This is a genomic window from Planosporangium flavigriseum, from assembly GCF_011947225.1.
GTDB classification, from domain to species: Bacteria; Actinomycetota; Actinomycetes; order Mycobacteriales; family Micromonosporaceae; genus Planosporangium; species Planosporangium flavigriseum.
In genome coordinates, this window is the sequence record NZ_JAATVW010000020.1 from 74,190 (window position 1) to 85,145 (window position 10,956).

Annotated in this window: 8 protein-coding genes and 1 pseudogene; 4 read left to right on the top strand and 5 right to left on the bottom strand. The window is 70.0% G+C overall.

Annotated elements, in window-relative coordinates; all coding sequences use genetic code 11:
* Window positions 1–9 precede the first annotated feature (9 nt).
* The 5 genes from HC028_RS22730 to HC028_RS22750 form a co-directional block, all read right to left on the bottom strand.
* A complete protein-coding gene (locus tag HC028_RS22730) occupies window positions 10–1,263 on the bottom strand; it encodes an HNH endonuclease signature motif containing protein (RefSeq protein WP_338091295.1) in 1,254 nt (417 codons plus the stop codon).
* 270 nt (window positions 1,264–1,533) lie between these two features.
* Window positions 1,534–2,490 carry a galactose-1-phosphate uridylyltransferase gene (locus HC028_RS22735; RefSeq protein WP_168079421.1) on the bottom strand — a complete coding sequence of 319 codons (957 nt, stop codon included), beginning with the start codon at window positions 2,488–2,490 and terminating at the stop codon, window positions 1,534–1,536.
* Between the two features lie 41 nt (window positions 2,491–2,531).
* Complete coding sequence (locus tag HC028_RS22740; RefSeq protein WP_168079422.1) at window positions 2,532–3,683, bottom strand: calcium:cation antiporter; 1,152 nt, start codon at window positions 3,681–3,683, stop codon at window positions 2,532–2,534.
* Window positions 3,684–3,693: 10 nt separating this feature from the next.
* Window positions 3,694–5,202 (bottom strand): purine-cytosine permease family protein, encoded by a 1,509-nt coding sequence (locus tag HC028_RS22745; RefSeq protein ID WP_168079423.1) that lies wholly within the window; start codon window positions 5,200–5,202, stop codon window positions 3,694–3,696.
* Window positions 5,199–6,092 (bottom strand): purine-nucleoside phosphorylase, encoded by an 894-nt coding sequence (locus tag HC028_RS22750; RefSeq protein WP_168079424.1) that lies wholly within the window; start codon window positions 6,090–6,092, stop codon window positions 5,199–5,201. Before HC028_RS22750 ends, HC028_RS22745 begins: the two co-directional genes overlap by 4 nt.
* 192 nt (window positions 6,093–6,284) lie before the next feature.
* Here HC028_RS22750 and HC028_RS22755 point away from each other — a divergent pair, with 192 nt between their 5' ends.
* The 4 genes and pseudogenes from HC028_RS22755 to HC028_RS22770 form a co-directional block, all read left to right on the top strand.
* Window positions 6,285–7,355 (top strand): ADP-ribosylglycohydrolase family protein, encoded by a 1,071-nt coding sequence (locus HC028_RS22755; RefSeq protein ID WP_168079425.1) that lies wholly within the window; start codon window positions 6,285–6,287, stop codon window positions 7,353–7,355.
* Between the two features lie 20 nt (window positions 7,356–7,375).
* Window positions 7,376–8,398: a PfkB family carbohydrate kinase gene (locus tag HC028_RS22760; RefSeq protein WP_203981658.1), complete on the top strand. Its 1,023-nt coding sequence runs from the start codon at window positions 7,376–7,378 to the stop codon at window positions 8,396–8,398.
* 432 nt (window positions 8,399–8,830) lie between these two features.
* A pseudogene (locus tag HC028_RS22765) lies at window positions 8,831–9,417 on the top strand (DUF4360 domain-containing protein).
* A 264-nt stretch (window positions 9,418–9,681) separates the two neighbouring features.
* A partial coding sequence (locus HC028_RS22770; protein WP_275941366.1) for a PAS domain-containing protein occupies window positions 9,682–10,956 on the top strand: 1,275 nt, incomplete at its 3' end.

Below are 10,956 nucleotides of genomic sequence, written 5' to 3' on the forward strand. Positions count from 1 at the left end.
CGGGCGCCCTCACTGGCGTCGGTGGTAGCGGTTGCGTTGGGGCTTTTGCTCGGGGTCGATGTAGGTGGGTGGGGTGAATTCGGGGAGTCCGTCGCCGGGGTTGATGCGGACCTGCCACGGGCTGTGGTGGACCTGCCGGTGGTGGTAGCCGCAGAGCAGGACGGCGTTGTCGAGGCTGGTGGTTCCGCCGTCTGTCCAGTGCACGATGTGGTGGCCGTCGGTCCAGCGGGGTGGGCGGTCGCAGCCGGGGAACGCGCAGCCGCGGTCGCGTAGGACGAGGGCGCGGCGCAGGGGTCCTTTGATCAGGCGTTGTTCGCGGCCGACGTCGAGGACCTGGCCGGCGCTGCCGAGTACGGCGGGGAGCAGGGCGGCGTCGCAGGCCAGCCGGCGGGCGGCGGTCGCCGGCAGCGACGAGCCGTCGTCGAGGGTCGCGGTCCCGACCTGCTGGCGCAGCGTGTCGATGCCGACGGTGACCACGACCTGGGGGCGGTCGCCGCCGTTGGCGGGCAGCTCGCCGCAGGCCAGCGCGATCCGGCATACCTCGACGAGGGCGTCGACGCGTCGCTGGCCGGGGGTGCGCACGTCGGGCTCGCCGGCTGACGGTCGGGGCGCGGACAGCGGGTCGATCGCGGCGCGGAGTTGGGCGGCGGATTCGCGGTCGAGCCAGCCGGAAAGCCGGACTCGGTTGTCGCCGGGCACCTCACTCAGGCGCAGGTCGCGGCCGTGGAAGGCGCGTTCCTCGGCGCGCTCCATCGCCTGCCGGGCCCGCGCCTCGGCCTCGTCGGGGGCGACGACCTCGAGGATCCGGGTGCCCAGGGTCTTCAACTGCTGCGGGCCGAACGTGGCCGCGTCGTCGACCAGGCGCTTCTCCGCGGCCGCGCGGTGCTCGGCCGGCAGGACCGCGACGGCCTTGGCGATCTCGTCGGCCTGCTCGACGTTGATGTCACCGTCGGCCAGGGCGTCGGCGGTGACCGGCAGGTCACGCTCGAGCGCGGCGGCCAACCGCACCAGCCGGAGCGCGGTCTCCTTCTTGACCCGGTAGCGATCCCGCAGCCACGCGGCCGTGTTCGGCGCGCCCTGCCCGGCCGCGACCGCCCGACCATCGACTTCCCGGACCACTCGCAGCGAAAGCTCGATCACGCCCTGAAGGTGCGCCTGCAGGCCGTCGAGGAAGTCCACCAGACCGGCCTCTGCCAAGGCGTACACCGGCACCGCCCGACCCTCCTCGAGCCCGCGATCCAGCGACGCCAACGCACCGTCCACGAACGACAAACTACCGACGCGGTACGACACTTCGATTCGAACGTTTGTCCTATCTTGCTGAGGGCGTATATCGGTGCGCCCGATGCGCAGATCATGTACGGGTGTCGTCATGAGCGGGCGGCACGAACGGCAGTCGTTCGCCGACATGGTGTCCCCGAGGACGGCTCACCCAGTCGCGCCTTGGACCTCGTTCTCATCGGACGTCCGCTCTACGAGGTCGCCGCGGCCCTCGTCTTCGTCGACGGGGACCTGGTGCACGAGCGCGCCTGATCAACCGGAGAGCGCGCGCCGCAGGGCCGGGGCGGTCTCTTCAGGGGCGGTGGGGTTGACGGCCACCCCGGTGGCGAGCTCGAGCCCACCACGCGTGGTCACTCGCGGATAGATGGCGACGTGCCACCGGTACCAGTCGCGTGCGGTAGGGGTATCGGTCGGGCCGGAATGGAAGACCAGGTTGTACGCCGGGTCGTCCAGCACGGTGGCGAGGCCGGTCAGCACGCGGGGCAGTACCCGGGCCATGGCGGCGACGGCATCGTCGGAGGCGCTGGCGAGATCCGGGCTGTCATCGGCTGGCAGCAGCATCGTGTGGTGGGGCACGGCCGCGGCGTACGGCTGCCAGACCAGTACGCCCTCGGCGTCGCTGACCACCCGCGTACCCTCCCGGCGCTCGGCCGTCGCGAGGTCGTCGTGCAGGCAGCGCCCCGTCTGTTCGTAGTGTTCGCGAGCGCGCCGCCACCGGCGGACCAGGGCGGGCGGCGCCTGGTCGAGCGCGACGATCTGGCTATGCGGATGGGCCAGCGAGGCGCCGGCCCGCGCGCCGTAGTTGCGGAAGACGCTGATGGCGGCCGGCTGCCGCGCGGCGAGCGTGCGGCAGCGCTCGCGCATTGCGAACAGGACGTCCGCCACCTCGTCCGGCGTGCCGAACCGCAGGTCCCAGTCGTGCCGGGCGGACTCCACCACGACCTCGTGCTGGCCGGTGAAGGGGAGCGCCGGTTCGGAAACCAGCTCGTCGTCGGTGGCGACCAGGGCGTACAGGTTCGGGAAGACCCGTACTCGCCAGGTGTCCGCCCCGGCCGGCACCCGCAGCACCTCCGGCGGCGTCATCGCCTCGTTGCCCGGGCAGAACGGGCACGGCACCGGTCCGCCCGGTCGGTCGACCGGGCGCGCGGACCGCCGGGGCGCGATGACGTCCCATTCACCGGTTTCGGGATCGACGCGGGTTTCTACCATGCGGCAGCCATATTCTCTCGGTGGAGATCCTGTCGGTGCCGCTACGGCGTGACGGCAAGGAACAGGAAACCACCGAAGATCATAAGGTGTACTGCTGCCTGCAGGACGGTAGCGCGGCCGGGCGCCACGGTCAGCACGGTCACGACCACGGTGAGCGCGAGCAGCACCATCTCCTTGGGTCCGAGCCCGAGCACGAGCGGGCCGCTCAGCCAGATCGACGCGACGGCAATAGCGGGGATGGTCAGGCCGATGCTGGCCAACGCCGACCCGAGAGCCAGGTTGAGGCTGGTCTGGAGTCTGTTACGCGCAGCGGCGCGGACAGCTGCCGCCGTCTCCGGCAGCAGCACCAGCAGCGCGATGCACACTCCCACAACTGCGCGAGGTGCGCCCACGGCCGCGACCGCGCCCTCGATCGCGGGTGAGGCCGTCTTCGCCAGCCCCACGACCGCGACCAGGCACAGCATGAGCAGCCCCAGGCTCAGCAGCGCCGTGCGCGCACCGGGCCGCGGCGCGTGGGTGTCTTCCGGACGGGCTCCGCGGTGTTCGGAAGCGTCCGGGCCCGTCTCGACCGGTAGGAACTCGACCGGTAGGAAGTAGTCACGGTGACGGACCGTCTGTACGAAGACGAAGACTCCGTACAGGGTCAGGGACGCGATCCCCGCGAAGGCCAACTGCGCACCGGAGTACGTGGGCCCCGGTGTGCTGGTGGTGAACGCGGGGAGGACCAACGCCAACGTGGCCAACGCCGTCAGCGTCGCCAGGGCGGCGGTGGTCCCCTCCACCCGGAACTCCAGTTCGTAGTGTCGAAGCGCTCCCACAAGCAAGCACAGCCCGACCACCCCGTTGCACACGATCATGAACGCGGCGAACACCGTGTCGCGAGCGAGCGACGACGCTCCCGCACCGCCGGCCGACATGAGCATCAGGATCAGGCCGACCTCGATGACGGTGACCGCCACGGCCAGGATGAGCGTCCCGAACGGCTCTCCGACCCGGTGGGCCACCACCTCCGCATGGTGGACCGCGGCCACCACCGCCGCTATCAGCGTCACGGCGACCAGACTCAACGTGACAAGGCCAAACGGCACTCCGGCGCCGAGGTGGCGTCCCCACGTGAAGGCCAGCACCAGTACAGCCGTCGGCGGCACGGCGATTGCCCATCGGGGGACCGGTACCACCACCGTTTTCACCATGCCACCCACACTAGGCAGCCTCGGCTCGGCAGCCGGCAGGCTCACCGATGCGTTCCTGGGCGCGTACGCGCTGGCGACCGAGGGCCAGGTAGCCGGCGAACCCGATGGCGAACGAGGCGGCGACGCCGAGGTTGGCGTACGCCCACGCGCCCGTCTTGCCGCCGAGCCCGACCACCGACAGCAGGTACCCCTGCCAGGACAGCCACGAGGCGAAGCCGTTCGTGACCAGGCCCCAGCCGACGGCGGTGCCGGCGACGACGAGCCCCACCGCCACCGGGTTGACCGCGCCGTAGCGGCCGGCCGGCTGGTAGAGCTCCGCGTCGGCGTACGCGGTCTTGCGCAGCGCCAGGTCGGCGAGGAAGACGCCGCACCAGCCGGCGATCGGCACCCCGAGCGTGATGAGGAAGCCCTGGAACGGGCCGAGGAAGCTGTCGGCGAGCCAGACGAGGTAGATCGTGCCGAGGATCATCAGCACCCCGTCGATGCCGGCCGCCACCCACCGCGGTACCCGCAAGCCCAGCGTGAGCAGCGCGAGCCCGGACGAGTAGATGTCGAGCACCGCGCCGCCGACGAGCCCGAGGACGGCGACGAGCGCGAACGGCACGAGGTACCACGTCGGCAGGATCGTGGTCAGTGCGCCGATCGGGTCGGCGGCGATCTTGCCGTTGAGGTCGGCGTCGGACGCGGCGAGCAGCAGGCCGAAGACCACCAGGACCACCGGCGCGACGCTCGCACCGAAGGTCGTCCACCCGACGACGCCCCGGCCCGACGCGGTGCGGGGTAGGTAACGGGAGTAGTCGGCACCGGAGTTCACCCAGCCCAGCCCGAAGCCGGTCACCGCCAGGATCAGGGCGCCGATGAACACCCCGGCGGACCCGCTCGGCGCCGACGACACCTTCTCCCAGGAGACGTGGCCGGCGGTCAGCACGACGTAGCCGACCGTCAGGACGGCGGTCGCGATCGTGATGATGCTCTGCAGGCGCATGATGGCGTCGAAGCCGAGGACCCCGGCGAGCACGACGATCAACGCCACGACGAGGAACGCGATGATCTTGGTCGCGATACCGCTGCCCCAGCCGAGCCGGTCGAACACGGTCGCCGTGGCGAGCGTGGCCAGCGAGCAGAGTACGGTCTCCCACCCGACGAGCAGGATGTAGCTGAGGGTCGCCGGCAGCGCGTTTCCGCGTACGCCGAACGCGGCCCGGCTGAGGATCATGGTGGGCGCGGAGCCTCGCTTGCCGGCCAGCGAGACGAAGCCCACGAGTAGGAAAGAGACGACGGTGCCGAGCACTCCGGCGATCGTCGCCTGCCAGAACGAGACCCCGAAGCCGAGGAGGAACGAGCCGTAGCTGATGCCCAGTACGGCGATGTTCGCGGCGCACCACGGCCAGAACAGATCGCGCGGCTTGCCCTTGCGCTCGGACTCGGCGATGACGTTGATGCCGTTGGCCTCGACGGCCAGGCCGCTGCCTCCCGACCCCAACGGCTGAGTGCCCGTGGAGCGAGCGTCCGTGGTCATGCGGTTCCCCTTGTATCGGAGTCGGTGGGTTGCTTCGGGGCGGCCAGCGCCTGTTCGAGGACCGTGCGGATGACGCCGCCCAGCGTGCCGGCGGACGCCTCGGCCGCGGCGACGACCGCGGCCGGGTCGATCGGCTCGCCGTACGTGTCGGCGCCGGTGACCTTCTCGATCGCGCTGACCACGGACAGGCCGAGCAGTTCCAGCCCGGCCTCGCGGGCGGCGATCGCCTCGATCACGGTGGACATGCCCAGGACATCGGCGCCGAGCGTCCGGTACGCGCGCGCCTCCGCCGGCGTCTCGTAGTGCGGCCCCGGCAGGAAGGCGTAGACACCCTCCGCCAGGGTCGGCTCGGCGTCGAGCGCGAGGCGCCGCAGTCGCGGGCTCCAGCACTCCGACAGGTCGACGAAGCGCGGCCCGCGCAGCGGTGACGTACCGGAGAGGTTGAGGTGGTCACGGATGACGACCCCGGTGCCGAGGCCCCACTCCGGGCGCAGGGTGCCGTTGGCGTTGGTGAGTACCGCGATACGGCAGCCGCTCGCCGCGGCGACGCGTACGGCGTGCGCCACGGCATCGACGCCGCGCCCCTCGTACAGATGGGTGCGCCCGAGGAAGCACAGCACGCGGGTGTTGCCGACGACGGGAATGTTGAGGTCGTAGGAGCGTACGAGGCCGACGTGGCCGTCGGCGACGGGCTGGTGGAATCCGGGTAGGTCCACCATGGCCAGTTCGGCCGCCGGCTCCCCGAACGCGTCGGCGGCGGGTACCCAGCCGCTGCCCAGGACGACCACGGCGTCGTGGCGCCGGCAGGACGTCGCCTCCGCCAACACCGCCGCGGCGTCGGCGGCGAGCTCGAACGGATCGCGCTCGTTCGACGTGCGCAGGCGCGGCACGCGTACCTCCTCGTCGCTGGCCGCGGCTAGTCGCAGCTAGTTGACAGCATGACTACTTGACAGTCTGATCATGATCAGATTCTGTGTACTGGACATGTGTGTACCGGTCAAGCAGCAACGTTCGGTAACCGGGGTAAGTCCGTGAGCGAGATGACTCCGTGAGCGAGATGACTCCGTGAACGAGATGACTCCGTGAGCGACCGGTACGACCGGGCTCGCGGGGCGCTGGTTGGGCTGGCGCTCGGCGACGCCCTCGGGATGCCGACCCAGCTGCTTCCGCGCCAGTGGATCGTGGAGCGCTACGGCGCGCTCACGGGGTTCGTCGACGCTCCGGACTGCAACGAGATCAGCCGAGGTACGCCCGCCGGGCGGGTGACCGACGACACCGACCAGGCCCTGATCCTCGGTCGGCTGCTGGTCGAGGGGGACGGCCGGGTCGACCCCCGGCGACTGGCCGACGAGCTGCTGAGCTGGGAGGCCCGGATGGTGGACCTGGGGTCGGCGGACCTGCTCGGCCCGTCCACCCGCCGCGCCCTCCAACTCCTCGCAGAAGGCGCGCCGATCGACGCGAGCGGCCGGTGGGGAGACACCAACGGCGCCGCGATGCGCGTCGCGCCCGTCGGCATCGCGTACCCACCGGCCCCGATCGATCGCCTCGTCGACGCCGTCGCCGATGCCAATCGCGTCACCCACGACACCACCGTGGCCAACGCGGGAGCCGCCGCCGTGGCCGCAGCTGTCAGCGCCGGGATCGACGGCGCCACGCCGGCCGAGGCGATCCGGCTCGGCATCGAGGCGGCCCGGCTCGGCGCGGCGCGCGGGAGTTACATCCCGGGCGCCGACGTGGCGGCGCGGATCGAGTGGGCGTGTGACCTTGTCGCTGGCAACGTGGCTGGCAACGTGGCTGGCAACGTGGCTGGCAACGTCGCTGGGCGCCCAGACCCGCTGGACGTCATTTACCGGCTCGTCGGTACGGGCGTGGCGACCCAGGAGGCGGTACCGGCGGCGTTCGCCGTCGTCTCCCTGTATCCGGACGACACCTGGCAGGCCTGCCTCGCGGCAGCGAGCCTCGGCGGGGACAGCGACACGGTCGCGGCGATGGTCGGCGCGATCACTGGTGCCTGCCACGGGTACGCCGCCCTGCCCGGCGACGCGGTGGCCACACTGACTGCGGTGAATCAAGATCTCGCGAACCCTCGTCTCGGCATCGCCGCGCTCGCCGAGCGGCTGCTCGGCCTCCGGGACCGGTTGGGGGCCCGGTGACGCGCGCTGGGGGCGGCCCGGTGGCGCGCGCTGGGGGCGGCCCGGTGACGCGCGCGCCGCACCGACTCGTCCTCGTCGGCAGCGTCCTCGTCGACATCCTCATGCCCGTTCCGGCGCTGCCCGAGCGCGGCGGCGACGTACTGGCTTCGGACGCGGCAATCCAGGCGGGCGGCGGGTTCAACGTCCTCGCGGCAGCGCGCCGGCTGGGACTGCCCGCGGCGCTCGCCGGGCGGGTCGGGGATGGACCGTTCGGCAGGCTGGTCACCGCCGCTCTCGCCGCCGAGGGGATCGAGCGGCTGATGCCGGTGAGTACCGGTGACACCGGCGTCTGTGTCGGCCTGGTGGAGCCGGACGCCGAGCGTACGTTCGTCACGCGCCCAGGCGTGGAGTCGGAGCTGACCTCGGCCGATCTGGACGCGGTGGAGGTTCGCCCCGGCGACGCGCTCTACGTATCCGGCTACGACCTGTGTTATCCGGTCACCGGACCGGCGGTCGCGGCCTGGTGTGTCGATCTGGACGACTCGCTGCTCGTACTGGATCCGGGACCGCTCGCGGCGGAGATTCCGCCGCGGGTGCTCGATCCGGTCCTGGACCGGGTCGACGTCCTCACCCTCAACGAGCGCGAAGCCCGCCTGCTCACTGGCTACGAGGACTTGGGTGAGGTGGGCCGCGCCCTCCGCGACCGGCTCCACCCCGCGTGCACGCTCCTGGTACGCCAGGGTGCTCGTGGCTGCACCGGGTGGCTGCCCGGCCGCGGCGAGCCCGAGCAGGTGCCCGCCCCGGCCGTCGCGGCGGTGGACAGTACCGGCGCTGGCGATACCCATACCGGTGCCTTCCTCGCCGCGCTGGGGCTGCCGGGGTCGATGCTGCCGGGGTCGACGCTGCCGGGGTCGACGCTGCCGGGGTCGCTGCTGCCGGGGTCCGTGCTGGTGGCGGTGCGCGTCGCCAACGCCGCGGCGGCGCTCTCCGTGACACGCGCGGGCTCGGCGACGGCCCCGCAGCGCGACGAACTCGACCGACTGCTGGAGAGCTGGGGCGGCTAGCGGCTGGGACGGCTAGCGCCCGCCGCTGGGCACGGTGCCGGTGCACATTATGAAATCATAAACGTGAATTAATAATGGACTCGCGTCAGGCGGAAAAGTGGGCCCTGTCAGTCAAGTGTGAGGGCGTTGACGCGATCGACGCGGCGTCGCTAATCTCCCTGCCGGTACTTCATCGATCCGTATTTCATCGATCCGTATTTCATCGATCCGTATTTCATCGATCCGTATTTCATCGATCCGTATTTCATCGATCCGTATTTCATCGATCCGTATTTCATCGATGAAGTATCTCATTGCGCCGTGTCTCGGCACGCGGTTTTTCATTGCGGCATTCTGCAATGCACTATTCTTCATCGCACCGCGGCGATCGGAGGGGTCATGCTCAATGCGATGGTTGTCGGAGGGGTACTGCTATCTGTTCTTGTGTAACCGGTGTCGGTGCCGGAGGTGCCAGCTGCTCGGCCGCCGCCTGACAAAATTGTCATCGATGTCGTGACGGTCAATGGTTCCGGCTGTCCGGCCGGCACGGCCGCCGTCGCCGTCTCGCCGGACAACGCGGCGTTCACGGTCACCTACAGCCACTATCTCGCCCAGGTCGGCGTCGGCGCCAAGCCGACCGATTTCCGCAAGAACTGCCAGCTCAACCTGGCGGTACACGTTCCGCAGGGCTTCACGTACGCGATCGCGAAGGCGGACTACCGGGGCTTCGCGCACCTCGAGAACGGCGCCACCGGCCTCCAGCGGGCCAACTACTACTTCCAGGTCAGTCGCAGACAGCGTACGTCAACCATCCCTTTTCCGGACCGTACAACGACGACTGGCAGACGACAGATTCAGTGGATGTCCCTTCGCTGGTTTTCGCGCCGTGTGGTGAGCAGCGCTTCCTGAACATCAATGCCGAGCTGCGGGTGGCCGCGGGTGGGTCCGATTCCACGAAGACGACGAGCTTCCTGTCCATGGACTCGACCGACGGCAGCATCAGTACGATCTACCACTTCGCCTGGAAGAAGTGCGCGTAGTGCAGAGTTGCGCGAAGTGATGCATCGAGGGCGCCGACCCTCGATACATCACATTTTCTAAAGTGGCTGGCGTATGGCCCGAATGGTTTGGTTCGGGGGATGATCGGACCGGGTCCGCTTCTTTCCGCTACACGGGTCGTTAACGGGGCAGGCGACGGCGCGGTGTGCTCGGAGCAGGCGTGCGTCAGTCGCACGGCTTGGACACTCAGCTGGTCGTCTGCGAGGGGTATCACGCCCCACGTAGGGGCTCTAGAAGGGCGCGCCATGTCTGAAAGTCACGGATCGCAGGGTGTTTCCCGTCCGAGCGGCGATTCGATAGTCGGCGGGGGTTTCCCGGTCGGCCTTGGCGATGTACGTGGTCTCGTCGACGAAATTCCGCATATCGTCTGGTTGTCCGGGGCCAACGGGTCCACGGAGTACGTCAATCGTCGGGGTATCGAGTACAGCGGACTTCCGGCGGAGGCTAACTTCAACGGGGCCTGGGTCTCGTTCGTCCACGCCGACGACGCCGCCCGTGCGAAGGCCGCTTGGGAAGAGGCGGTCCGCACGCAGACGAGTTTCGAGCAGAGTTACCGGATCCGCCGCGCCGACGGCCAGTTTCGCTGGCACGACTGCCGGAGCGTGCCGGTGCGCGGGGCCGACGGTGCGGTCGTCCGGTGGGTCGGCACCGCGACCGACGTCGACGGCCAGAAGACGTTGGAGGAGAACCTGCGCCGGTCCGAGCGGCAGACCGCCGAGACGCTGACCCTCCTGGAGACGATGCAGGCGGCCGCGCCGGTCGGCCTCGCTTTCGTGGACCGGGACTTCCGGTACGCCCGTGTCAACGACACGCTCGCCGCGATGGCCGGCATGACCGTGGACGAGATGGTCGAGCGCCGGGTCGCGGAGGTCATTCCGGCGGCATGGCCCCAGGTAGAACCCTTTTACCGGCGGGTGCTGGACACCGGCGAGTCGGTCTTCGGCAGCAGCGGAACGGGTGCGTTCGGCACCGATCCGGGCCGCGTCCACTCGTGGCTTTCCAGTTACTACCCGGTGCGGGTCGACGGCGAGATCGTCGGCGTCGGGCTGATCGTGGTCGACCTGACCGAGCGCAATGACGCTGAAGCGTTCCGCGAGGTCGTCATGGAGAACATGGCTGAGGGGCTCTACACGGTCGACGATCAGGGGCGTACGACCTCCGTCAACCGTGCGGCGCTGGAGATGCTCGGGTGGACCGAGGAAGAGCTGCTCGGCCGGTCGATGCATGACCTCGTGCACTTCCAGCGGGCCGACGGTACGTCCATTCCGATCGGCGAGTGCCCCATGCTTACGGCTCACACCGAGGGCCGATCCATCCGGGTCGAGGATCAGATCTTCACCCGTAAGGACGGGTCCATGTTCCCGGTCGCCTACTCCTCGGCGCCGCTGCACGTGGGCTCCACCGCTGGAGGCGTGGTGGTGGTCTTCCGTGACATCACCGAGCAGCGCGAGCAGCAGCGGCGGGAGCTTGAGGAGCGCCACGAGCAGAAGCTGGAGTCGTTGGGTCGGTTGTCGGCCGGG